Raw genomic sequence first — 22,873 nt, 5'->3', positions numbered from 1 at the left:
AAAAGAGGGGCTGAGAATCAAGACAGCTGCAGAGGTGGCAAAACCTAGAGCCATTTCAACCAGTCTAGCCGAACTGCAAAAGGGATGAGGGACACGAAATTGGCTGAATATAGGAGGCTGGACGTAACTCGCCCTACAGGTGGTTCCCGAAGGACTAGAGCAAGATTACAGGCCGAAGCCCTGCTAAAACTGACTCAACTGTTTCACTTTACCGGAGTCTTCTCAAAGCAATCCTGAGGAAAAGTATAAAGTTTTATAGTTGAAACCCACCTGGTTGAGGTTGCTAGGGCCATTAAGAGAGGCTAGTGCCGTGATGCTCAAGCTCAAGCGATGGCTGTTGCTAGGATGCCTGCTGGCCTTCAGCCTAGGGCTGATGTTGAGATTAGGCACCCTGCATCAGGCAGCAAGTCAACCCGTCGACGCAGTCCTGGTATTGGGCGGCAGCGTGCAGCGAGAGATCCAGGTAGCCCAGCGCCGCACAGTCAATGCCTTGGGTGATCCAGCTATCCCTATCTTGATCTCCCAGGGATCAGCCGATCCCTGCATCCGGCAGCTTTTTCAGCGCCAGGGCACCTCTCTTCAAGACGTCTGGCTAGAAAAGTGTGCCCAATCTACTTTTGACAACTTCCGCTTTAGCCTGCCGATTTTGCAGCAGTGGGGTATCAACCACGTACGTCTGGTCACATCCCAAAGTCACCTGCCCCGAGCCCAATGGCTCGGCCAGATCATGCTAGGGGCTCACGGCATTTGGGTTGAAGTCGATGCTGTGGCGGAAACAGGCCGGCCTGGCAACCAGGAAAATAGGCTCAAAACCACCCTTGATCTAGGCCGTAGCCTAATTTGGGTCGTGGTCAGCCAAGTCTACCGGCCCCGCTGCCCAGAGGTGATCCCGCTGGCTGGGGTCGATCTTGAGGCCTGGCAAGCGAAAGGGTTTAAGTGCGAACACCAGGCGGATCTGGACTAGAAGCCGGCTCAGCCTCGAGTCGTTAGCGTAGAAACAGGCACCTGGTAGAAGTAACGGCGGCGAAACTGCTCTTCCTGCAATGCCTCTAAAAAAGCTCTAACCTCTGGGCCATCGGGGGATAACGACGATTCAGCTGCCTCCCACTGGATCTGCACTTGATCAGCGCTGTCTATCTGTACCTGAAATCCCAGATATTCAAGGCTTTTGAATCCCAGCATTAGGGCTGGGGCCGATAGCTGTAATCGCTCCTGTAGACGATCGAGTGCCACAGTCGCGCCCGTACGGCTGAGATACTTGGCCAGTCCCACCAGTTCTTTCCAGACTGCCTCAGGGGCGCGCTCAGTGGGAGGGGGATAGGCAATAGCCAAAGGCTGTTGGGCGGTTTCTGCCTGTTTTACCCAGGTAGCCCATTCAGCCCACCCAGCGGGGCACCGAGTGACGACCAGAGCATTTGCCATATCTGATGTCCGTGCTGCGAGCATTGCCTCTGAGGGCTGCCCCAATGACTGAGGGAAGCTGGTGCCATCAACGGCTTCTCCCGCTGGTTCCTGCCGCCAATCTAGAACTGGTTCCTGAAACTGGGTAAGGGCAGCGCGAGACTGTGACTGGGCAGCACGAACGGCAACCAGCCGCGCCCGGTATTGCTTTTGAAACGTATTAAAATCCAGCTCCACCACGACATCACAGCGGCCCTGAGGCAGGTCCTCAGCATAATGGTCCCACCACTCCGCAGGGAAGCCAACCTGAACCGTATCATCCCAGAGCTTAAACTCGGTTCTGATAAAAGCCACCTGCCCACCCCGCTGGTCTTTAATGCGGCGGTGCCAGGCCCCTGTAACCCAGCAATCCGAAATCAATAGCCGGGGTACAGGGTTGCCCATGCCGTAAGGTTCCAACAGCTTGAGTGCCCGAAATAGCTCTTGGCCCAAGTCAGCTACGGTGACAGTTAAATCAATTGCCAGCACCGGTCCCCCTGCCCCCGGCTGCTCTCCCTTAAACTCCCGGACCTCCCGGTTTAGGGCAGCGGTAAATAGGGCTAGGTTTTCGGCAGGCAGACTCAGTCCAGCCGCTAGGGGGTGGCCGCCATAGTTTTTGAGCAGGTGTGCCTGAGTTTTAAATAGGTCGTAGAGATCCAGACCTGGTATGGAACGGGCCGATCCCCGCGCCATCCGGTTTGAGTTTGAGCTAGAAGGCTCAGAGGCAAGCGGGTCAAGGCTGAGTAGAAGGGTTGGACGACCATACTCCTGGGCAATCTGACCCGCCACTAGTCCTAAAATCCCGGTGGGCCACTGTTCATCTGCCAGGACAATGACCTCCGTAGTCGCCAGATCGAGCTGAGCCAGTTTTCCCCTGGCCTGATTCAACAGGTCTCGCTGCAGAGCTTTGCGGCGGGTATTGGCCAGCTCTGCCTCCAGGGCTAGGGTACGACAGTGCTCGGGGTCTTGGCTGGTTAGCAGCTCAACGCAGAAGCGAGCGTCGCCGTGAATCCGGCTGATGGCGTTGATTCGAGGCCCAATACCAAAGGAAATATCTGTTGGACGGTCGCCCGTGCGTTTGCAGAGAGCCAGTAGCTCAGCTACTCCCGGACGCCGGGGGGACGATGTTTGCAGGTGGCTTTGCAGCTGCTCTAGTCCCCGCTGGGCCAAATAGCGGCAGTCTCCGGTTAGCTCGACTAAGTCGGCAACTAGGCCGATTGCTACCAGATCTAGGAGATCTTCTAAGGGAGCAGTGGATGGTACCGGCAGGGACTCGTACAGAGCTTCGATCAGTTTGTAGGCGACCGCAACACCCGACAGGGTCTGCAGGGGATGGCCCAAGGGCAGAGTGCGAGGATTGATTAGGGCCACCACCGGGGGGCGCTGGGCTGGTAGGGTATGGTGATCAGTAATAATTACTTCCATGCCTAGCTGGTGGGCGTAGTCGATCTCGACTAGGCTGGTACTGCCTGTATCGCAAGTAATCAGCAGCTGACAGCCCCACTCAGCTAGCTGCTCTAACCCTGCTGTTGATAGCCCATGGGACTCTGTGAATCGGTTGGGAATGTAGTAGCGCAGGCGGCTATCAGGGGGCAGCAGCGGCTTCAGCCCTTCCCATAAGACGGCGGTGGCGGTGACGCCATCGGCATCAAAATCACCCCAAATAGCTACTTTTTCTAGGGAAGCTGGTGGGGTGGTTGGGTGTACTGTCTGCTTTAGCCGCTCCACTGCCCAAGTCATTTCCTCTCCAAAGGCAAACGGACTGGTAGGACAATAGGCATCGGGCCGAAGAAAGCCTTTTAGCTGAGCTGGCTGCTGCACTTGGCGCTGCCATAGCAACTGCGCTGCATAGTGTAGAGGCAGAGACGCGGCAGCAGGACAGGCTTGGCGAATGATATTGATCCAGTCTGCAGGCGGCTGGGAAGAGTCTGACGGCAGCTGCCATTGGGGGGTCGGCTTTGGCATAGTACCCATTTATTATCTTGGGGTGACTTGATCCTAGCAACAAGTCACGGTCACAAGCTTGGGTCACCAGAGAGGGCAGCTGAGCTCGCTTTGCCTTGGTCTGGTTGGCGGTTGGGCGAGTGCAGCAAAAAATCAAAAATTAATAGGGATGATTGAAAGACCAACAGGGATAATTAGTAGGGATTAATAGCGTAACTCTCTACCAAAACCGATAATTTTGGACAGGGGCCTCTAACTATTCGCTGCTTGTTAGTGCAGAACTATAATTTAATTTTTAATGGCTGAGACTCTGCAGGATAATTAAAGACTAAACTGCACGCAGTGGGAAATAGGGAGCAAGCTGAGCAGCCCTTTCCCGTTGCCCTTGAACAGCTCCTTAAGCAGCTAACGATATCATTGCCAGGAACCAGCAAGAGTCGCCACCCGTGGACGAGGCTTTTCAAACCAACCTGCTCATTGTGGATGATGATGCGATCAGCCGAGGGCCATTAGCGCGCCTTTTGACCCATCATGGATTTCTGGTGCGCGAACTTCAGAATGGAGAGGAAGTGTCTGCTGCTGTTGCTGATGTTTTGCCTGACCTGATTCTGCTGGACATTTTACTGCCCGATACTGATGGCTATGAAGTTTGCCGACGCCTCAAGGAGCAGCCGCGCGTTCGAGAAGTTCCTGTTATTTTCCTGAGTTCCCTGGGGGATTCTTTAGATAAGGTCAAAGCTTTTGAGGCGGGGGCCGCAGATTATGTGACCAAGCCATTTCAGCCTCAAGAGGTGCTGGCGCGGGTGCGTAACCAGGTGAATCTCTACCGTCAGCGTCGGCAGCTGAGCCAGCAGAATGCGCTGTTGCTGGAGGAAGTGCGCGATCGCAAACAAGCCGAGCAGGCGCTACGGGCTGCAGAAACCAAGTACCGCAGCATTTTTGAAAACTCCACTGCGGGCATTTTCAAAACCACTGGCAACGGTACCTACATCAGCGTTAACCCTGCCCTAGCGCGCATGTACGGCTATGACTCGCCGGAAGAAATGATGGCGATCGTGACAAACATCGACGGCCAAATCTACGCCCAGCCTCAGCGGCGAGATGAATTGACTGCATACCTCAAGCGCTACTCCAAAATCCAGGATGCCGAGTCAGAAGTCTACCGCAAAGACGGCAGCCCCTTCTGGATTAGTGAGGACATTTGGGCCGTTTGTGATGAGGGGGGCCGGTTCCTCTACTACGAAGGCATTGTTCACGACATCAGCGAACGTCGTCAGATGGAAACGGAGCTGCGACAGCAGCGGCAGCAGGCCGACCGACTGCTAATCAACATTCTGCCTTACCAAATTGCCCAGCGGCTAAAGGTCGGCACCCGCACGATTGCTGAAAGCTTTGACCAGGTAAGCGTGCTCTTTGCCGATCTGGTAGACTTCACAGCGGCCTCCAGCGAGATGACGCCCCGCGCACTGGTGAAGCTGCTGAATGAGATTTTCTCGATCTTTGATCAGCTGGCGGTTTCCCATTCCCTTGAAAAAATCAAAACTCTGGGAGATGCCTACATGGTGGCAGGCGGGCTACCTACGGTTCGGCCTGACCACACGATGGCGATCGCCCGCATGGCCTTGGATATGCGAGATGCAATTCAGCATTTCCAACGGCCCGATGGTAAACCCTTTCAGCTGCGGATCGGCATCAATACAGGGCCAGTAGTGGCCGGTGTGATTGGCCGCCGCAAGTTTGCCTATGATCTGTGGGGCGATACCGTCAACATCGCCAGCCGGATGGAGGCAACTGGCGAACCCCAACGCATTCAGGTCACTCCCGGCCTCTACGAGTGCCTGAAGGACGAATTTTTATTGGAGAAGCGCGGCTTTGTAGCGGTTAAAGGTCGGGGCCAGATGACGACCTACTGGCTGATTGGCCGCAATTAATTGGCCACAGTTGAACGCTGCAGTGAAAAACGGCTGTAGCTAAACAGCATGGGAGCGGAAAGATGGTTGTGCTTTCGTCAGAGTTGCAGCAGCGCCTGAGTGTGCCGCTTGAAGTTGGGCCGGTTCAGCTACAGAGCCGGGTGCTACAGTCGCCCCTGTCGGGGGTAAGCGATCGCGCCTTTCGCCAGCTAGTGCGCCGCTATGCCCCGGTTTCAATGCTCTACACTGAAATGGTTCAGGCCGCCGGGCTGTGCCATGCCCAGGAGCTGGAGCTGATCATGGCGGTGGGAGCGGAGGAGCAACCCATCAGCATTCAGCTATTTGACTGCCGCCCTGACTTCATGGCAGAAGCAGCCCGCAAAGCTGTGGACGAGGGAACCTTGACCATCGATATCAATATGGGCTGTCCGGTGAATAAGGTCACCCGCAAAGGCGGCGGCTCTTCCCTGCTGCGCGATCCTGAAACGGCAGAGGCCCTTGTGCGCGCGGTTGCTCAAGCTGTGGCGGTGCCGGTTACGATCAAAACCCGCATTGGTTGGGACGATGCAGAGATCAATGCAGTGGCCTTTGCGCAGCGAATGGAGGCCGCCGGAGCCCAAATGCTGACCCTCCACGGCCGAACTCGAGCCCAGGGCTATCACGGGCCTGCCCGCTGGGAGTGGATTACCCAAGTCAAAGCCGCTCTGTCAATTCCGGTTATTGCCAACGGCGACATTGTGTCAGTTGAGTCAGCCGTGCGCTGTTTGGAGGAGACCGGGGCTGACGGCGTGATGTGCTCAAGAGGCACGCTGGGCTATCCTTTTTTGGTCGGAGAAATCGATCATTTCCTCAAAACCGGGCAACGCCGTCCTGTTCCGTCCCTAGCTGAGCGGCTGCAGTGCGCCCGCGACCATTTGCAGCTGCTCTGGCAATACAAAGGCCAGCGGGGTATCTACCAGGCCCGCAAGCACATGAGCTGGTACGTGACTGGGTTTGCTGGGGCTGCCCAACTGCGCCAGCACCTGTGCCGAATTGAGTCGGTGGAGGAAGGTTATCGGCTGCTGGATGAGGCATTACTGCAGGTGGTTTAGAAGAAAGCAGCGGGCAGAAGCAATAAAAACACCTTCTACCCGCTGCCCCTTGACATTTGACCCCTGTATTCCAAACCCAGCGTTCGGATAACCGTCCTGCAGAGGGGCGGCACATCCAGCTTGGAGGTTTAGGATAATATAAGTTGATACCTGGATGGGTTCTCATATCCTGGGAATTTATTGCTATCTGGGTTAAGTACTCATACCACCAGAGTCCATGACCTCGTACGCCACTTCCACCGCTCGAGCTGATATAGGTGAATTGCGCCGGTTGAGAAGCCTGTTGCCGCCTGAACTGCAAAGTTGGGTGACGGTTGAGGCAGCTACTGATATTTCGCCGCCTCTAATCACCTGTGAAGAACTGGGTAAAGACCAGATCGAGGTCCAGGTGGATTTGATTAAGTGGGAGCAGCTGGCGTTAGATCAGCGAAACCTGCTGTTCTGGCATCAGGTGGGACGCATTCAGAATGACACGATTCCCCGGGATGGTTGGGAAATGGCGGCACTTGCCATTGGTCTGGGGGGTGCAGTCGGTGAGCTCTGGGTGCAAGATGGGCTGTTGCTGATGTTGGCTCTGTCGCTGTGTGGCTTCTCCGGGTGGCGGCTGTATCGGCGCAACAACAATCAAAAGACTTTGGAAGAATCAATTGAGGCGGATGAACGGGCAATTGCGATCGCAACCCGCTTCGGCTATACCTTGCCCAATGCTTACAAGAGCCTCGGTAGCGCGCTCAAGACCCTGATTGAGCAGACTCCCAAAAAGCGACAGCGCGATCGCTACATCAAGCGTCTAGAGGCCCTGAAAAAGAGTGCTTCTAGGGCCAAAGAAAAGGCCCGGACTGAGCGCAGCGATATGCGTTCTGCCTATTAATCACGCTGCCTGTTGCTTGAGCAGCTTGCCGACGGCCACCTTGACCGCTGTACTACCAGATTTCTGCCCCACCTATTTTGACTCAGCAAGTCAGAACAGGTGGGGTTTTGGTTTACTATTCCCCATGCTGCTGCCTCTTGCCTGCTCATGAAGGTCTTAGGTGCAGCGGCTGTTGTGGGTTGGGGGGATGGTTAAACGGCTCTTTTGAGCCACTGCAAGCTCATGTTAAGCTCCTGTGAGATCTGTAAAAGCTAGTCTAAGAACGCCAAATCCTAGCTGTAGCTGGGCATGCGCCTGAGTTGTGACGCCAATTAATGCACCTGTGATATGGAAAACCTATGGATGGTGTGCTAATTAAAGTATGGCAATTAAGTGAGTTTTGGGTACTCTATCTAGATAGCTTCTGTTACGGCTGCTTGAGGCTGGCTGGTATCTTAAACCAAGTGACTTAATTTAATAGCTCTAGATTCTTGATCCTTAATAGATTCTCAAATCAAGAGAGGCTACACCCCATGCCTATAAATAGGTTGAATTGGGTATTAACAGTTAACAATCTTCTGAAAACAGCCTATCTTTTATTCTAGATACCTGTTCGGCCGTAACCGTTGCATCGAGCGTTCCTGCAATCTACCGTTCGAGCGATTGTTCATGCGCATCTTAATCTACTCCTACAACTACTACCCTGAGCCCATTGGCATTGCGCCATTAATTACTGAACTGGCTGAAGGGTTAGTCAATCGAGGGCATGAAGTTCGTGTGGTAACGGCTATGCCCAACTACCCAGAGCGGACTGTCTACCCCGATTACCGGGGCCGCCTATACTGCACTGAGACGCGCAATGGAGTCTTGATTCAGCGCTGTTTTGTGGCCATTCGTCCGCAGCCAGGTCTAGTGGCTCGCCTAATGTTAGAGGGGAGCTTTATTACCCTGAGCTTTGTGCAGGCGCTGCGGGGCTGGCGACCAGACGTAATTTTGGCAACGAGCCCCTCCCTACCAGCCTGTTTGCCGGTAGCGCTGCTCAAGGCCTGGTACCGCTGTCCTAGCATTCTCAATCTGCAAGACATCTTGCCCGAAGCCGCGATTCACACCGGGCTACTGACCAATCCTGTGGCTATCCGCTGCTTTGAAGCGCTGGAGAGATTTGCCTATCGCAGTGCAGATAGGATTAGCGTAATCGCCGAAGGCTTTTGGGACAATCTGCAGAGTAAAGGGGTGCCAGCTGAGAAGATGGTCTGCATTCCCAACTGGGTAGACGTTAACTTCATTTGCCCGCTGCCCCAGGCCACCAGCCAATTTCGCCAGCGGCACCAGCTGCAGGATAAGTTTGTCGTGCTTTACACCGGCAACATTGCCCGCACTCAGGGTCTTAAAACCGCAATTCGGGCTGCCAAGGCACTGTCTGCCTACCCAGATATTGTTTTTGTGATTGTCGGAGAGCAGAACCAGCTGTGCGAACTCGACCAGCTTCGCCAGGAATTGGAGGTCAATAACCTGTTACTCCTACCTTTTGCTCCTCGTTCTGAACTGCCGGACATGCTGGCAGCTGCTGATGTGGGACTAATTATGCAAAAGCGCAATGTGGTGGGCTTTAACATGCCCTCTAAGACCCAGCTGCTGTTGGCGAGTGGGCGGCCCATCATTGCTTCAGTCCCTAGCGACGGTACTGCAGCTAAAGCTGTTTTACGCAGCGGAGGGGGCATTGTCGTCGAGCCCGAAAACCCCACAGCTCTTGTTAACGGTGTGCTGGAGCTTTACAGCGATCGCTCCAAAGTCGATCATTTGGGTCAGCAGGGGCGGCAATACGCCCTCGAAAACTATTCCTTCGAGCAGGCTGTAGATCGCTACGAGCGTCTTATGCGAGCTTTAACGGATCCGCTCACAGGGGTAGACAGCCTGAAGGCGGGTGAGTCTTTACGCCGGTTTGCCCCAGGTTTGGAGAAGGGCAAAGTCTAAGGGGTCTCTTGCCAGAGTCTGCTGCCCTTAAAATTTGACCTGGGAAGAGAGTGTTAAAACCACTGACAATTTGATGAATGGGCGGCAAAATGTCCCTACATGACAGCATCATTGGCGAGATTTATGCGCCCTATTCGCACCTTTAATGTGACGCCCTCTTTGCCAGCCCAGCTGGAGCCTCTGCGGAAGCTGGCCTATAACCTGCACTGGGATTGGGATACTGACGCGACTGACCTGTTTCGACGTCTGGACTCTGACCTGTGGGCGTCTAGCCGCTACAATCCGGTTTTGATGCTGGGCACCATTAGTCAAACCCGACTGCAGGAAGTTGCAGAAGATGAAGGGTTTTTAGCCCAGATGAATCGAGCGGCTCAACGGCTTGAGGACTATCTACAGAACCGAACCTGGTTTAAGAAGCATCGCTCTAACATCGTTTCAGGTGAATGCTACGCCTACTTTTCGATGGAGTTTGGGCTGACCTCTTGTATGCCCGTCTACTCTGGAGGGCTGGGGGTGCTGGCGGGAGATCACCTGAAGTCAGCCAGCGATTTAGGTCTGCCCCTGGTGGCTGTGGGGCTGCTTTATCAGGAGGGGTACTTTGCCCAGTACTTCAATGCCGACGGCTGGCAGCAAGAACGCTACCCCATCAACGACTTCTACAACATGCCGCTGCACCTCGAGCGAGATGCCCAAGGAGAAGAGCTGCGAATTGCTGTAGGGTACCCTGGGCGCGTGGTTTATGCGCGGGTCTGGCGGGTTCAGATAGGCACGGTGCCGCTGTATCTCCTCGACACCAACATTGAACCCAACACGCAGTACGACCAGGATATTTGCGATCGCCTCTACGGCGGTGACATTGACATGCGAATCCACCAGGAGATCATGCTGGGCATCGGTGGAGTTCGTATGCTTAGGGCCTTGGGCCTGATGCCCACTGCCCACCACATGAACGAGGGCCACTCTGCCTTTCTGGCGCTAGAGCGGATCTCAATGCTGATGGACGAAAACGGATTGACCTTTGCTGAGGCCAAACAGGTCGCTCAGGCCGGACAGCTTTTTACTACCCATACGCCTGTGCCTGCAGGCATTGACCTCTTCCCGCCTGACAAAGTGCTTTACTACTTGGGGCACTATGCTAAGCGGTTTGGCTTGGCTGATGAAGAGTTTTTGGCTCTAGGGCGGGAAAACACAGGAGACTTTTCAGCCCCTTTCAGTATGGCCGTGCTGGCTATCAAAATGGCGACTTTTGTCAACGGCGTTAGCAAGCTACATGCTGAGGTCTCCCGCCAGATGTTTGTGGGGCTTTGGGCAGACCTGCCGCTAAATGAAGTGCCGATTCGCGCCATTACCAATGGGGTTCATGCTCGCAGCTGTGTCGCCAAGTCAACCCAGGAACTCTACGACCGCTATTTAGGACCCAAGTGGTCTCAGGCTGGCCCCACCGATGCCGTTTGGAATCGGGTCTATACCATTCCAGACGAAGAGCTGTGGCGCAACCACGAACTCTGCCGATCTCAGCTCGTGGTTTATGTGCGGGAACGGTTGACCAAGAGCATGGTAGAGCGTGGGGCCTCGTCCCATGAGGTGGTAGATGCTCAGGAAGTGCTCGATCCCTTTGTGCTGACTATCGGTTTTGCCCGTCGATTTGCTACCTATAAGCGAGCCACTCTGTTTTTGCGAGATGTAGAGCGCATTCGTCAAATCATTCAAGGAGATGGCCACAATCGCCGAGTGCAGTTTGTTATTGCTGGAAAAGCTCACCCTAAAGACATTCCCGGTAAAGAGCTGATCCGTAACATCATTCACTTCACCCGGGATGAAGGGCTGAGCCGATCGATTGTTTTTGTGCCCAACTACGACATTCACCTGTCGCGGGCAATGGTAGCAGGCTGTGATGTCTGGCTCAACAACCCGCGTCGGCCCCGCGAGGCGTCTGGCACTAGCGGTATGAAGGCAGCGATGAACGGTTTACCTAACTTAAGCGTGCTCGATGGTTGGTGGGATGAGGCCGACTATGTACGCACTGGCTGGCCAATTGGATCGGGGGAAGATTATGACGAGCCAGACTATCAGGATGACGTAGAGGCCAATGCCCTCTATGAACTGCTAGAGAAAGCCGTTGTGCCCCTATTTTACAACCGCGACAAAGACGAGATTCCTCGGGGCTGGGTGGCTAAGATGAAAGACGCCATTCGACTCAATACGCCGCTCTTTAATACTGCCCGCATGGTGCAAGACTATGCTGAGCAGGGCTACTTTGCGGCTAGCGATCGCTGCGCCACTTTTGGCTTGCAAGACTTTAAACCAGCTCGGGAACTAGCCCATTGGCAAACACACATTTTTGAGCACTGGTACGACATGCGGATCGAGGAAATTGCTATCTCAGAAGCGACTGATTTAAAGGTGAATCAGAGCTTTCAGGTAGAAGCCCGGCTGCATTTGGGTGCCTTAACCCCCGACGATGTTCAGGTGGAGCTGTATCAAGGTGTAGTCAGCGTGGACGGCGAAATTCATAGCGGTATCGCCACTCCTATGACCTATCGGGGTCAAGATCCCCAGGGCAAGCGTCTATACACCGTTGAAGTTACTTACACTACCAGTGGGCTGCAGGGCCTATCCCTACGGATTTTGCCGCAGCACCAATATCTCAACAGCTCCTACGACATGAAACTAATTCTCTGGGCTCAGCCTGAAAGTGTGAAAATTACGGCTGATGAGAGTTTTAGCCGCACCCAAATGGCGTCAGAGACGGCAGCTTTACTGTAGCTAGTGGTATCTAAATGGGGCTGTAAACTGTCCTTAAACTCCTGCCTACTAAATTCCAGTAGGCAGGAGTTTTTTAATTGGACTTCTGCATGATTTCGGGGAGTTTTTTGAGGGCAGGATCGCTGCTCCAAACCTCCAGGGCTTTGGTGGCGACCAGGAAGACCAACCCTACTGAAAGCAGCAGGATCAGGGTGGAAAAGAATTTATTGAGAATTGGAGGAAAGTAAATACGCATGATAAGGCTCCTAAATCAGGTTGAGGGGAAGAATAACAGCGACTGAGCTGAACTTTAGGGGCTTAATAGAAGAAGGATGTTCCAATGTCTGAGAAAAGCTATCAGTGAAAACGCTTATTAGTTAAAACTTCACGTTTTCAGGCCAGGATAAGAACATTTTTTAGGGCCTTCCCTCTGCTAGAGAGTCTTATCTACTGTGATTTTTCTCTAGCTGTGGTTACGAAATATTAATTTATAGATTAGGGGTGTATGGCTCGATACTTTTGTCTGGAATTTTGAGCGCAGAGGAAGTATCAATGGAAACAGGGAGATCTGCGTGAGTTCACTAGCTCCCGAGGCGATACTGCTCTATTGGCTATTGTCAACCTTTCAGGCTCAGTCCTATGAAGACAGCTATCCATCTGCTCTGCGCTGGTATCTTCTGGATCTGGAATCTTTGCTTTCTGCTGCTGATTTACTTTGGTCTGCTGCCCCTGAGTGGATTTGAGGTGGTGCGGGCAATGGTAGATGGCACCATTCCTTTTCCTTTTGTCGTCAGCCTAGTCGGTATCTTGGTAGTGCCGCCTGTCTGTACGGGACTAGGCTTTTGGCGACTGCGGCGGCACCCGGTACTCCTGATGCGCCTGTTTTATGGTATCGAAGCACCGCTACTGGGATTACTACTGCTGCGACTGTTTGTTTTGCGGGAAACGACTCCCGGAAGCGCGTTTGTACTGGCCGCCTTTGGTTTTGCCATTGCTACGTTTGCGCTGGAGCTATTTTTTGGCTACGCCGCTTATCAAAAGCCGTTGGCTTGGTTTCAGATGGCTACTCACAGCCTGGTGCTGATGGTAGGGCTCTATGTGGGCGGTATTTTGCTGTTCTATACGGTGCCTGCGCTCTGCGTTTTTCTCTACACCTTTGTTACCAGCTTGCTGCAGGGCGACTGGTGGCGGGATGTCTTTCGGGCTATGACTGGCAGCCCCTGGCATTCAGTGCTGTGGGGGACAATGTCGCTGTTTTTGTTTGGCTTTAGCTGCACTTTGTTTGTAGCGATGCCTTACGGTCTGGTGAATCTATACACCCGCTCATGGGGACGCATTCTAACTGCCTTTGGGCGGCAGCATGGGTGGCGACAGGGCGGGCTGGTGACGGGGGGGGTTGCGATCGCAACCCTCCTACTCTTCATCCAGACCCAAGCCCAACCTCAAGTTAAGGCGTTCCAGCTGCTCGACCCCCTACCCCAGACTGAGGTAGCCCGTCAGGCAGTCTTGGCCCAGTCTGAAACAGTGCGCCAGGGTCTGACCAATGCTTACCTCCAGTCTTATCGCTACCTCAGTCCTTGGCCAGAAAGCAACGCCCTAGCCAGCTGGTATCAAAGTCTGTTCAATTTATCGTTAGATCAAGCTCGATTTTGGCAGAACTGGCATAACCGGTTTTTATCGCCCTTTCTCTATCAGGGCCAACGCTCAGACGATGGCAAAGCGGCTCAGCTATATGCTCAAGTTTTCGATCAGCCCATTCAAAAGGCAGAACGCCAGCCGATTCAGCAGGCTCTGCAGTCCACTGTAAACCGGGAGGAAACCAAGGCAGGCCTGCTAAATATCAACCAGGAAATTGTCTATCTGGCTCAGCAGCAGGTCAGCGTCCAGGAGCAGGGCGACTGGGCCGAGGTGACCCTGTTTGAGCGCTATGAAAACAACACTCCCCAAGACCAAGAAATCTTTTACTCCTTCTCTTTGCCCGAGAGTGCCGTCATTACAGGTCTGTGGCTGGGCGATGACCTACAGCCGCAGACCCGCTATCCGTTTGTGGTGTCACCTCGGGGAGCTGCCCAAAAGGTCTACAACGAAGAGGTTGAGCGAGGACAGCGCCAAGCTCCTACCGATCCGGCCTTGCTAGAACAAGTCGGGCCACAACAGTACCGCCTGCGAGTTTTTCCCATTCCGCCTCGCAATACGGTCGAAGGGCGGCCTGGTCGCACAGACCTATGGCTGACCTACAAAGCTCTGCCGCAGAATGATCAATGGCCTCTACCCCAGCTGACCGAGAAGCGCAGCATCTACTGGGATCGCAAGACCGCTCATCTGCGCCCTCAGGGCACGACAAAGCTAGACCAAGATACCTGGCTTGAAGCAGGAATTCCAGTCGCGGCTTCAGTTCAGCCTCGTCGTCATCAGGCCGTTTTTCCAGAAGGGTACCGGGTAATTGCTGAACCGCTGTCGGGCACAACCGCTCCGCTACAGGGGCAACGTCTGGCCCTAGTTATGGATACCTCTTACAGTATGCAGGCCCAGTCAAAGCGTCTGGCTAAGACGGTGCAGGAGCTGGAGCGCATCGGCAACAACAACACTCTTGACTGGTATGTAGCAGGGGCCGAAGATACCCCTCAGCGCCTAGACAAAGCCCCCAATCCGAAAGACCTGCTCTTTTTTGGCAGTTTGCAGTTATCTGAGATGCTGAAACAGTTTGAGCATCTACAGGAAAGTCGCTCTTACGATGCCATCATTCTGGTTACGGACGAGGGCAGCTATGAGCTGGCCAACAATGAGGCCGAGGTTCCTCCGCCGGATGCGCCACTTTGGGTACTGCACTTGGGCGGGCACCTGCCATCGGCCTATCAGGATGCAGTGCTACAAGCGATTCAAGCGAGCCGAGGAGGTGTGGCGACTGAGGTGAGTGAGCTGCTCCAGCGACTAGCAATGAACCGTCAAGATAGCCGGGTCGCAAGCGTGGCAGATGGGTATGTGTGGCGTGTGGAGCCTGTCTCTGCTGACCAAAGTACAGATGTAAGTGCGCCTGATTTTATCGCATTGGCAGCCCGTCAACTCATTCTCAAGCTCGGTCGAGATGGCGATATGGGGCAGCTAGAGCAGCTCGATCGGGTGCATGCCATTGCTAAACGCAGTCAAATTGTGACCCCCTACTCGTCGATGCTAGTGCTGGTGGATGCTCGGCAACGGGAAGCCCTACGGCAGGCAGAGGCCTCGGCAGATCGATTCAAGCGCCAGGTCGAGACGGGCAACGATACGCTGACTCAACCAGCCAACCTGCTCAACGACCCTGCTAGCGCCCCCGAACCGGGAGTGCTCCTGGGCCTAGGCGGCCTTGCAGCTGTGCTGTGGCTGCAGCGGCGTTCGCAAAACAGAAAGATGCCCTGGATCAACAGAGGCTAATTCCGCTAGCAGGACTACTCAGAGCGGAGAGCTTACGCGTCAGGCTAGGCTCTCCGTTGGCCCCTAGCCTCAATTTGTGGCTGTCCCGCTTAGGGGCGCTTGCCCTACTGTGTTCGGGCCAAAACACTCCAGCGGTACACCTGCCAACGCAACCACAGCCGAATAGGCCCAGTCTGTGGGCCTTACGTCAGAGAAAGGAGATAAAAACTGACCCGGTGGGCACTCCAATGTCCCCTGAGCAATCCCTGTCTCTTCAGCAGTAGGGGCATCGGCTTGTACAGAAATCTCTTGAGTGCGCTCTGACACAGGAAATGAATCAGCACTGATTTCAGCGGCTGCAGTTGGCACAATTGCAAACAAAATGGCTGCAGCAGCGAGTGGAGTCAGCAACCTCATAGGTTTCACCTTGGCAAACTGCTTCTATGCTAGCTATTTGATTTATTGTCTGTGGGTGCTTGGTAAAGAGCGCTTAGCTGGTTCTTGGCATCACTTTGAAAACCTCTGATCTCCTGTTCAAGGTTTGAAGCAAAATTTCATTCCCTCTTCTATAGGCTCCAGTAAAGCTTGTTCTTCCGGCGTTAAATCCTTTTTCGGGTGGTGCTTCCTAGCTATTTTTTCTTCTCGCGGTTTAGGATTACTCCCTTTGAATAAGGACTTGTTCAAATAAAAAAGGGGTGAACTTGTGTTCACCCCTAGTACATGTCTAAATTACCAGAGCTTATTCAACGCCTTCAATTCGGTCTTCAACTTCTTGGTACAGCTCTTGCAGGCGCTCCAGGTTTTCGTCGCTGGTTTCCCAGTAGCCGCGACCGTTGACCTCCAGCAGGGTAGAAACCATCCGGCGGAAGGAGTGGGGGTTGAGGTTCATGAGGCGCTTGCACATCTCTTCATCCTGAATGAAGGTGGTGTTGACGTCTTCATAGACCCAGTTGTCCACTGCATCAGCGGTAGCTGACCAGCCCATAGTGTTGACCAAGCGCTTCGACAGTTCCCGGACCCCTTCGTAGCCGTGGGAGAGCATACCCTCGTACCACTTCGGGTTAAGCATCTTGGTGCGGGCATCTAGGCGGACGGTTTCAGAGAGGGTGCGAACCTGAGCGTTAGCGGTGGTAGTGTCGGCGATGTACGCAGATGGGGCTTTGCCGTCGTCTCGCAGGCTGGCTACGACCTTGGTAGGGTCAGAGTCAAAGTAGTGGGATACATCAGTGAGAGAGATCTCCGAAGAGTCGAGGTTCTGGAAGGTCACCTCTGCCGTCTTCAGCGCCGTCTCAAACATGTCTCGGCTGTTGTCCATCACGCCTGGGTTGTCGGAGTTGAAGGCAAAGGACTTGCGCTTCAGGTACATCTCCTGGAGTTCTTTTTCCTCTTCCCAACTGCTGTTTTCGACGGCTAGGTTGATGTTGGACGAGTAGGAGCCAGAAGCGTTAGAGAAAATTCGGGTCGCTGCCTGACGGACGGAAATGCCCATTTGCTCAGCCTGCTCTAGTGCATGCTTGCGAACGAAATTCATCTCCAGCGGTTCGTCAGCTTCAGCTGCCATCTTGACTGCTCGATCTAGCAGCGCCATCTGGTTAATGAACAGATCTCGGAAGACGCCGGAGCAGTTCACGACAATGTCTACCCGAGGACGACCCAACTCTTCTAAGGAAATCAGCTCTAGCTTGTTGACCCGGCCTAGAGAGTCGGGGACGGGCTTGGCTCCGACAAACCAAAGCATTTGTGCCAGGGACTCGCCGTAGGTTTTGATGTTGTCGGTGCCCCAGAGCACGGTGGCAATGGTTTCGGGGTAGCGACCGCCGTTTTCCTGGCGCTGCCGCTCTAGCAGGCGCTCCACTACGATCCTGGCCGACTGCACCGCTGCGGTGGTGGGAATGGACTGGGGATCGAGGGCGTGGATGTTTTTGCCGGTGGGTAGCACATCTGGGTTGCGGATGGGGTCGCCGCCGGGGCCGGGCAGTACGTATTCGCCTTCTAGTGCTTTCAGCAGTCCGCCCAGTTCCTGGTCGGCGCAGATCTGCTCTAGGCAAAACTCCAGGTACTCCATTAGAGGCTTGAGGGGCTCGCTGTCTACTTTGGTATAGCCTGCCTCATGGAGGGCTTTGATCCAGGGCTCTTTGCGGCCAATGTTGAAGAAGTTGAGGCGAGACACCATCGAGACGCGACCTTCGGCGTCGATCTGCTCATGCACCAAGGCGCTGACCGCTGAGCGCACCCCCTGGGTAATGTCGTAGAGCAGCTGCACGTCAGTCAGTACACCGCGATCGCTATTGGCGTAGATCTCGTCGATGTCGCGGCCTAGGCTTTCAGCAATGATCCGCTGCAGACTCTTGATGCCTTCTTCTTCGCGATCGAGTCCGGCAATGTTGACTAGAGTTGCGATCGCTTCTTCAGCACTGGGCGGCTTGCCGATCACGTGCAGGCCACAGGGCAGCAGGCGTGACTCGATCTCCATCAGCTTGATGTAGATTTTGCCGACTAGCCCATCGCGCTCCTCAGCCGATAGCGTGGCTGCATCGAGGGAACCTGGCTCTCCGGCTAGCTCCTGAATGTCTTTGTCAAGGTTGCACTGCCGCGCCGTCTCGATCACAGCGTTGACAATCTGGATTGCCCGACCGCTGTCCTTTTGAGACTGATAAGAGCCGATCAGCTCGCTCAGTTCCTTTAAGCCCTTGTAGAGACCGGCATTTTCCGCTGGGGGAGTGAGGTAGCTGATGGTCTCGGCATAGGCCCGGCGCTTGGCAATAGTTGCCTCTGATGGGTTATTGGCTGCGTAGTAATAGAGGTTAGGCGTGGTGCCGATCAGGTTGTCGGGGTAGCAACTGCCCGACATGCCCATCTGCTTACCGGGCATAAACTCTAGCGAGCCGTGGGTGCCAAAGTGCAGCACCGCATCTGCGCCCCAGATTTTGTCTATGAACGTGTAGTAGGCGGCAAAGCCGTGGTGAGGGCTGGCTGAGCGGGAGAACAACAGCCGCATCGGGTCGCCCTCGTAGCCAAAGGTAGGCTGCACACCGATAAAGACATTGCCAAATGCCTTGCCGTATACCAGCATGTTCTCGCCGTCGGTATTGAGGTTGCCCGGCGGGGGACCCCAGTTTTCCTCTAGCCGCTCGGCGTAAGGGGTTAGGGCCTGGTATTCCCGGACAGGCATTTTATAAGCAACGTTGAGTTCGGGGCTGTTGTACTGGGCTTGGGCATCGTGAATCACCTCAAGCATCAGGGCTTCGGCAGACTCTGGCAGGTCTTGCACGTCGTAGCCATTGTGCTTCATAGCCTCCAGCACTTTGTAGATGGAGCCAAACACGTCGAGGTAGGCAGCCGTGCCCACGTTGCCTTTGTCTGGTGGGAAGCTGAAGATAGTGATGGCCAGCTTCTTATCGATCTTGGGCTTGCGGCGCAGGTTGGCCCACTTCATGGCCCGTTGGGAAATCACCTCAATCCGGTCCTGGAGGGAGATGGCCCGCCCGGTAATGCCGTCACGGCCGGAGAGCACGATGGGTTCAATTGCGCCATCGAGTTCGGGGATTGCCATTTGCAGCGCCACCTGAATCGGGTGCAGACCCAGGTCGCTGTCTTCCCACTCTTCAGTGGTCTGAAAGACTAGGGGCAGGGCCACCATGTAGGGGCGATTGAGTTTTTTCAGCGTCTCAATCGCTTTAGGGTGATCTTGGCGGGCTGGGCCTCCGACTAGCGCGAAGCCAGTCAGAGAAACGGCAGCATCAATGATTGCCTTGCTGGTATCGACTGGGTCGAAGAAAAAGGCCTCTACTGGTTTGGAGAAATCTAAGCCCCCAGAGAAGACGGGAATAACTCGCGCGCCCAGGTACTCTAGCTCCTGCACCATGGCCACATAGTGAGCATCGTCGCCCGTCACTAGGTGAGTGCGCTGTAATACTAGACCCACGCAAGGAGCCAGCGGATCCTTGAGATCGTCGGCAACGTCGCGGCGAGAGTTGTGCCAGTTCAGGTATTCCTTGACATCCTCAAACATGGCGGGTGCAAGGGGATGCCAGATACCCATATCAGGGAAGGTTTCGGGATCCCGATATTGTAGGGCCAGTGCTGTATTGGCCTCAGCTCCATCGCCCTTTTTCAAAACGTAGCGGTCGGCCAGCATCAGCAGGAAGTTTTCTAGGTTCTCCGAGGAGCCGCCCAGCCAATATTGGAAGCTGAGCATGAAGTTGCGGGCATCCTGGGCCTTCTCCATCGGCAGGTACTTGAGTACGCTAGGCAGCGTCCGCAGGAGTTTCAGCATGGCGTCTTGGAAGCCGCTGCCGGAGTTCTCCTTGCGCTTCTTCATGAAGTTGGCGATCACGCTCTTAGACTGGCCCAGCTGCGCCATTGAGAAGCTGCCCATCTTGTTGAGGCGCATGACCTGAGGCATGGAGGGAAAGACCACCGCCACATCCAGATGGTCGCGGTGAGGCTGCACAGCAGTCACCACTTTGTCAGCTAGATCTTCAATGAAGATCAGAGAGGCGATAAAAATATTGGCCTTGGCGACATCTCGCTGGAAGGCTTCAAAGTTTTCGGCATCTCGCAGTTCTTCAATGAGATAGCCGCTGACTTCTACAGCTATCTGGGGATTGTTGGCGTTGATAGCCCGAACCGCAGCTGAGAGAGAGCTTTGGTACTGGGGCTCCAGCACGACATAGACCACTTTGACCAAGGAACGCCCATCTACACTCTCTGGGGCGATGTGTCGAATAGTGGGCTTGACGTGGGTGAACATGCAGTAAAACTCCTTGCGTTAATCTCAAGTTGCCGAAAAGTTCGTTAAAACCAGCACCTAATCTATCAGCCTAGTAACTGAAGCCAGGGGCCAAAGCTGTCATCAAAATGAACTCCAGGAGGACTGCTCAGAAACGATGGCCAGCCGCTTGTAAAAAAGTTCATTCTATGCATTTACGGATGTCGTCGCAGGCTCAATTTAACCCTTGAATTTGATCCTTAGAGGTGAGGGAGATAAAACTCCAAAAATTTTGAACTTAGAGAGATCAGAGGCTTTACAAAACAACTTCCAAGGTATAAGGAAATGTTTTTTAGCCTGTGGTTCAACAACAAGCCTACCAAACGTTTGTATCAAAAATCCTTGCCTGGTAGGGATTTGAGCCGTTAGGAGACACAAATTGAAATAAACAATCGATAAGTTTGTAAACAAAATTTACAAACTTGAGAATCGCTCACTCATGGAATTGTATCTGATTATTTAAAATAATTTTTCAGAATAAAAATAAGAACGCTCCCTCTAAGGAAGACTAATTAAGATCTAAAATGCCAGCTATTAAAAGAATTAATCTGCTTTTCTGGTGTCGCTAAAGGTTGACGCATATAAATGCCGTCAGTACCTAGATACTTTTGATGCGCCTGCGGCCTCCGTAAACAGAACAGGCTGAACGTTGCCACCTGTCTGCTGAAGAAGGACAAGCATTGAATAAAGCTAGGAAGCGATTCAATCTTGATCAGTGTCTGTGGAAGGTCGTGCTGGCATAAAATGCCGCCGCTAGGGTCTGTCAATCAAGAGCCTCTGGCTAGAGTTGCCTCCATCAGCACAGCGCTCAAAAACTCTGCCAGCCAAGATTCTTCAGGCTGACTATGGCAGCAATAGCTCAATCCAGAGGGCTTCTCCGCCTAGGAACTACTTTATTCCTGCAGCCTGAGTTCATGAAGATTCCAGAGAGAGCCGCCGATGGCCGTGTGCTGTACGCCTTCCACCTTGTTACGAACAGCCGCGAGGGAAAGCGGGTTAATTAAGTAGATGAAGGGCAGGTAGGTCTGGGTAATTTCCTGGGTTTCCCGGTAAAGTGCCCGACGCTCATCTTCATCGACGGTTTGGGCGGCTTGAATGTAAAGATCTGAAATGCGCTGTTCCCAGTCAGCAACTTCCCAGCCTTCCAGGGGTTCCTGCCCAGAGACCGCATTTTGGTTGAAGGCGTGGAGGGTGCCGTTAACTAGCCAGACATTGGCTCCACTGTTAGGTTCTAACCCTCCGGTCAGACTTAGGATGTGGGCATCCCACTCAAGGCTGTCGGACAGACGGTCTACCAAAACGCTAAAAGCAATTGGTTGAAAATCAACTTGAATACCAATTTTGGACAGATCTTGCCGGATCTGCGAGCCCATTGCCTCACGAATCTTGTTGCCAGAGTTGGTGATTAGCGTAAACCGCACCCGGTTGCCGTCGGCATCGAGCAGTTCACCTCGACCGCTGTACTGAAATCCGGCTGAGAGCAGCAGTTCGCGGGCCTTGTCAGGATTGTAGTCGTAGGTCGGAATGCCTTCTTCTGGTGCGGCATAGTAGGGACTCTGTTTGGAGATGGGGGAGGTTTGGGGTTCTCCTAAGCCTTGGAAAATATTGTTGAGCATTGTTTGGCGATCGACTGCGTAGGAGACCGCCTGACGAAACTCTAGGGTGTTGAACCAGCGGGACTTAATCGGGTCTATGAGGGGTTTGCCGTTGCGGCTGGCTTTGTTTAGGTTGAAGGTCATGAAGGTGGTTCCTAGGGCTGGACCACCGTTGTAAATACTAAAGTCGCCCCGCTCTGTCTCTCGCCGCAGCAGCGCGTAGAAATCGGGAGAAATGCTCATCAGGTCCAACCCGCCTGAGCGAAACTGCAGCAGCTGGTTGTCGGTAGATTCAATCACCTGCCAAACCAGTTCTTGAATGTAGGGCTGCGGGTTGCCCTGTTCATCTTTACGCCAGTAGTGGGGGTTGCGCTCAAACTCGACTCGCTCGCTAGGGGTGTAGCGCTTGATCCGGTAGGGGCCATTGACCACGAGCTGGCTAGGCGGAGTGTCGGAGGCCCAGGTGGAGAGAAATCGTAGGTTGCCGTTACTGTCTTTTTCTTGCACACTAGGCCGCAGCACGTGGGCGGGCAGGATCTCCATGCTGGTGGTGCGTAGGAAAGGGGCAAAGGGCTCGGGCAGGACAAACTGCACACGCCGGTCGTCTAGCTTACTGACGGTGGGCAGAAGCCCTTGCTCACCGATACGCATCACATCACGACTGCTGGTGGGAATAGCCTCATTGAAGATGACTTCGTTGTAGGTGAAGAGCACATCGTCAACGGTTAATGGCTCTCCGTCTGACCACTGCAGCCCTTCTCGCATTGTGAAGACGATAGTTTTGCCGTCTTCAGAGATCTCCCACGACTCGGCTTGGGCGGGAATAACTTCGCCGGTAATGCCATCGCCGGTGGTCAGGCCCTCAAAGGTGTAGCCAAAAACGTGGTTGGCTTCGTCGTTGAGAACGGGGTTAAAGGTTTTGGGATCGCCCAGGGAGCTCAGCACTAGCCGAGGAGTGGAAGCGGCATCGGCTCTCTGAAACTGGGAAGGGTCACAGCTGCTCAGTGCGATCGCAAATACCCCTGCCAGGACCAGCGCCGTTCCTCGCTGCCAGGGCCGGTTAATTCGGTGCAGAGCTGCAGCTGCGATCGCAAATAGGTTAGGACAGGCTTGGAGCCAGGTTTTCAGCGGTGCTGTCATGGGCTTTCCCACTTAACTTCTAA

General features: G+C 54.1%; 12 protein-coding genes. 7 read left to right on the top strand and 5 right to left on the bottom strand.

The window, feature by feature from the left end:
- Positions 1 to 313 precede the first annotated feature (313 nt).
- A complete protein-coding gene (locus H6G13_RS12630) occupies positions 314 to 964 on the top strand; it encodes a YdcF family protein (protein ID WP_190483584.1) in 651 nt (216 codons plus the stop codon).
- Between the two features lie 8 nt (positions 965 to 972).
- Here the strand turns inward: H6G13_RS12630 and recJ are convergent, their stop codons facing one another.
- Complete coding sequence (recJ, locus tag H6G13_RS12625; protein ID WP_242028296.1) at positions 973 to 3,414, bottom strand: single-stranded-DNA-specific exonuclease RecJ; 2,442 nt, start codon at positions 3,412 to 3,414, stop codon at positions 973 to 975.
- Between the two features lie 416 nt (positions 3,415 to 3,830).
- On the opposite strand from recJ, the gene H6G13_RS12620 reads away from it, so the two are divergent.
- The 5 genes from H6G13_RS12620 to glgP all read left to right on the top strand — a co-directional run bounded on the left by H6G13_RS12620 (position 3,831) and on the right by glgP (position 11,975).
- The gene (locus H6G13_RS12620) at positions 3,831 to 5,315 is read left to right on the top strand and encodes an adenylate/guanylate cyclase domain-containing protein (RefSeq protein ID WP_190483577.1); all 1,485 of its coding nucleotides are present in this window, start codon (positions 3,831 to 3,833) and stop codon (positions 5,313 to 5,315) included.
- Between the two features lie 62 nt (positions 5,316 to 5,377).
- Complete coding sequence (gene dusB, locus H6G13_RS12615; protein ID WP_190483576.1) at positions 5,378 to 6,385, top strand: tRNA dihydrouridine synthase DusB; 1,008 nt, start codon at positions 5,378 to 5,380, stop codon at positions 6,383 to 6,385.
- Between the two features lie 217 nt (positions 6,386 to 6,602).
- Positions 6,603 to 7,256 carry a DUF3318 domain-containing protein gene (locus H6G13_RS12610; RefSeq protein ID WP_190483575.1) on the top strand — a complete coding sequence of 218 codons (654 nt, stop codon included), beginning with the start codon at positions 6,603 to 6,605 and terminating at the stop codon, positions 7,254 to 7,256.
- A 648-nt stretch (positions 7,257 to 7,904) separates the two neighbouring features.
- Entirely contained in the window at positions 7,905 to 9,209 is a 1,305-nt protein-coding gene (locus tag H6G13_RS12605; protein ID WP_190483574.1) for a glycosyltransferase family 4 protein, read from the top strand.
- A gap of 123 nt (positions 9,210 to 9,332) precedes the next feature.
- Positions 9,333 to 11,975 carry an alpha-glucan family phosphorylase gene (glgP, locus tag H6G13_RS12600; RefSeq protein ID WP_190483573.1) on the top strand — a complete coding sequence of 881 codons (2,643 nt, stop codon included), beginning with the start codon at positions 9,333 to 9,335 and terminating at the stop codon, positions 11,973 to 11,975.
- A gap of 73 nt (positions 11,976 to 12,048) precedes the next feature.
- On the opposite strand, the gene H6G13_RS12595 is transcribed toward glgP, so the two are convergent.
- On the bottom strand, positions 12,049 to 12,210 hold the full coding sequence (locus tag H6G13_RS12595; RefSeq protein WP_190483572.1) for a hypothetical protein: 162 nt from the start codon (positions 12,208 to 12,210) through the stop codon (positions 12,049 to 12,051).
- Positions 12,211 to 12,593: 383 nt separating this feature from the next.
- Between H6G13_RS12595 and H6G13_RS12590 the strand changes: the two genes are divergently transcribed.
- Complete coding sequence (locus H6G13_RS12590) at positions 12,594 to 15,365, top strand: TIGR02921 family PEP-CTERM protein (protein WP_190483571.1); 2,772 nt, start codon at positions 12,594 to 12,596, stop codon at positions 15,363 to 15,365.
- Between the two features lie 69 nt (positions 15,366 to 15,434).
- Here the strand turns inward: H6G13_RS12590 and H6G13_RS12585 are convergent, their stop codons facing one another.
- The 3 genes from H6G13_RS12585 to H6G13_RS12575 form a co-directional block, all read right to left on the bottom strand.
- Positions 15,435 to 15,761 (bottom strand): hypothetical protein, encoded by a 327-nt coding sequence (locus H6G13_RS12585; RefSeq protein WP_190483570.1) that lies wholly within the window; start codon positions 15,759 to 15,761, stop codon positions 15,435 to 15,437.
- Positions 15,762 to 16,083: 322 nt separating this feature from the next.
- The gene (locus tag H6G13_RS12580; protein WP_190483569.1) at positions 16,084 to 20,097 is read right to left on the bottom strand and encodes a magnesium chelatase subunit H; all 4,014 of its coding nucleotides are present in this window, start codon (positions 20,095 to 20,097) and stop codon (positions 16,084 to 16,086) included.
- 911 nt (positions 20,098 to 21,008) lie between these two features.
- Complete coding sequence (locus tag H6G13_RS12575; protein ID WP_190483568.1) at positions 21,009 to 22,850, bottom strand: ABC transporter substrate-binding protein; 1,842 nt, start codon at positions 22,848 to 22,850, stop codon at positions 21,009 to 21,011.
- Positions 22,851 to 22,873 lie beyond the last annotated feature (23 nt).

It is taken from the genome of Pseudanabaena sp. FACHB-2040, assembly GCF_014696715.1.
Classification (GTDB): Bacteria; Cyanobacteriota; Cyanobacteriia; order Phormidesmidales; family Phormidesmidaceae; genus JACVSF01.
This window is presented reverse-complemented; position numbering and strand designations above follow the sequence as displayed.